This window comes from Amaricoccus sp. W119 (assembly GCF_047275745.1).
GTDB lineage: Bacteria > Pseudomonadota > Alphaproteobacteria > Rhodobacterales > Rhodobacteraceae > Amaricoccus.
In genome coordinates this window covers 1-1,927 of sequence record NZ_JBKQWU010000158.1, presented here as the reverse complement: position 1 = coordinate 1,927, position 1,927 = coordinate 1, and the positions used below count along the sequence as shown (strand labels likewise).

At 71.4% G+C, this 1,927-nt stretch carries 2 protein-coding genes; one reads left to right on the top strand and one right to left on the bottom strand.

Annotated elements, in window-relative coordinates:
* Positions 1–1,138, top strand: a 1,138-nt coding sequence (locus ACLJK8_RS22595; protein WP_413152661.1) for a PLP-dependent aminotransferase family protein, incomplete at its 5' end; no start/stop codon positions are given.
* Between the two features lie 118 nt (positions 1,139–1,256).
* On the opposite strand, the gene ACLJK8_RS22590 is transcribed toward ACLJK8_RS22595, so the two are convergent.
* Positions 1,257–1,927, bottom strand: a 671-nt coding sequence (locus tag ACLJK8_RS22590) for a glutamate-cysteine ligase family protein (RefSeq protein ID WP_413152660.1), incomplete at its 5' end; no start/stop codon positions are given.

The window sequence follows — 1,927 nt, the reverse complement described above, 5'->3', positions numbered from 1 at the left end:
CGCGCCCGTCGCCGCGCCCGCCGCCGAGGCCGATCCGCGCCGCGCCCGCGCCCGCGACCTGCTGATGAACCTGCCGCCCGAGCCGCGCGATCCGGAGTTGCTCGCGGCGATGCGCGAGGGGCTGCGCGCGGTCTCGGCCGATCTCATCCCGCTCATGCGCTATCAATCCCCGACCGGGGGCGAACAGGACCGGATCGCGGCGCGCGTCTGGCTGGCACGGCGCGGCATGACCCCGGAGCTCGACCGTGTCGTCATCACGCCCGGTGCGACGGCCACGATGGCCGCGATCCTGCCCGTCCTGACGGAACCCGGTGACCGGGTGCTCTGCGAGGCGATCACCTATCCCGGCCTGCGCTCGATCGCGCACCAGCTCCGCCTCGAACTCGTCGGCGTCGCCGAGGACGCGGATGGCATCCTGCCCGACGCGCTCGCGGCGGCGATCGGCGCGCGGCGGCCGCGGGCGGTCTATCTCAACCCCACATTGCGAAATCCCACGACCCGGACGATGCCGGAAGGGCGAAGGAGGGACGTCGCACGGCTTCTGCTCCGTCACGGGCTGCCGCTGATCGAGGACGATGCCTACGGGTTCATTCCGCCCGATCCGCCACCACCATTCGCCACGCTCGCGCCGGAGCTGACCTGGCATATCGGCGGGCTCTCGAAATGGCTTGGCGCGGGGTTGCGGATCGCCTATGTCGTCGCCCCCGACAGCCGCTCCGCGCATCTCCTTGGCCAGAGCATCCGCGCCACCGTCGTCATGCCCTCGCCGCTGACGGCCGCGCTCGTCACCCGCTGGATCGAGGACGGCACGGCGGAGCGCATCCTCGATTTCATCCGCTCGGAGACCGCCGCGCGTCAGGCGATCGCCGCCGAGGCCCTGCATGGTTTCGATTTCGAGGCCGAACCGCATGCGCTCAACATCTGGCTGCGGCTGCCGGACGGGGCGGGGCGGGCCGATCTGATGGGCCAGATGGCCGGGCGCGACATCGGTCTCATGCCTTCGGATTCCTTCACCGTGCTTGGCCCGCCCAGCGAATATGTCCGCGTCTGCCTCGGCGGCGCGATCCTTCGCGAGGAGCTGCGCGACGGGCTCACCTTCATGGCCCATGCGCTCTCCGGCCGGAGCTGGTTCGGCTGAGCCGCCCCCGATCAGCCGAGCCGATCAGGCGCCGGAAAAACCGTCGATGAGATGGTCCACGNATGCGCTCTCCGGCCGGAGCTGGTTCGGCTGAGCCGCCCCCGATCAGCCGAGCCGATCAGGCGCCGGAAAAACCGTCGATGAGATGGTCCACGACCGCGCGGAGCGCCGCGTCCTCATCGGCGCCCCGGGCCAGGGCGTCGCGGTAGACCGCGCGTTGCCGCGTGGCGGAGGTGCCGCTTTCGGCGACGCGGCGCAGACTCTCCAGCGCGTGTCCGCAGCCGAGCAGCTCGGCGTCGGGGGCGAGCAGGTCGATCCATTCCGACACCAGCACCGCCATTTCCGGCGGGTCGCGCCGGTCCAGGTCGAACAGCCGCGCCGCGTGCCCGTGCCGCTGCGCGCGCCACCGGTTCTCCAGGATCAGGGTCCGCGGCAGCACCGGCCAGGGCTGGCCCTCGTGGCCGCGCCGATAGAGAAAGGCCAGCAGCGACTGATAGAAGGCGGCGATGGCGGCCACGTCGTCAAGCCGCGGGCAGACATCCGTCACCCGTTGTTCGAGCGTCGGGAAACGGTCCGAGAGCCGGATGTCCCACCAGATCTTGGTCGCATCCTCGATGCAGCCCGCGCCGACCAGACGGCCGACCATCGCGCGATACTCGGCGTAGCTGGCCATCGGGTCGGGCAGCCCGGTGCGGGGCAGGGCGTCCATGACGGTCAGCCGGTGGCAGGCGAGGCGGGTATCGCGACCCTGCCAGAACGGCGAGGAGGTGCTGAGTGCCAGCAGGAGCG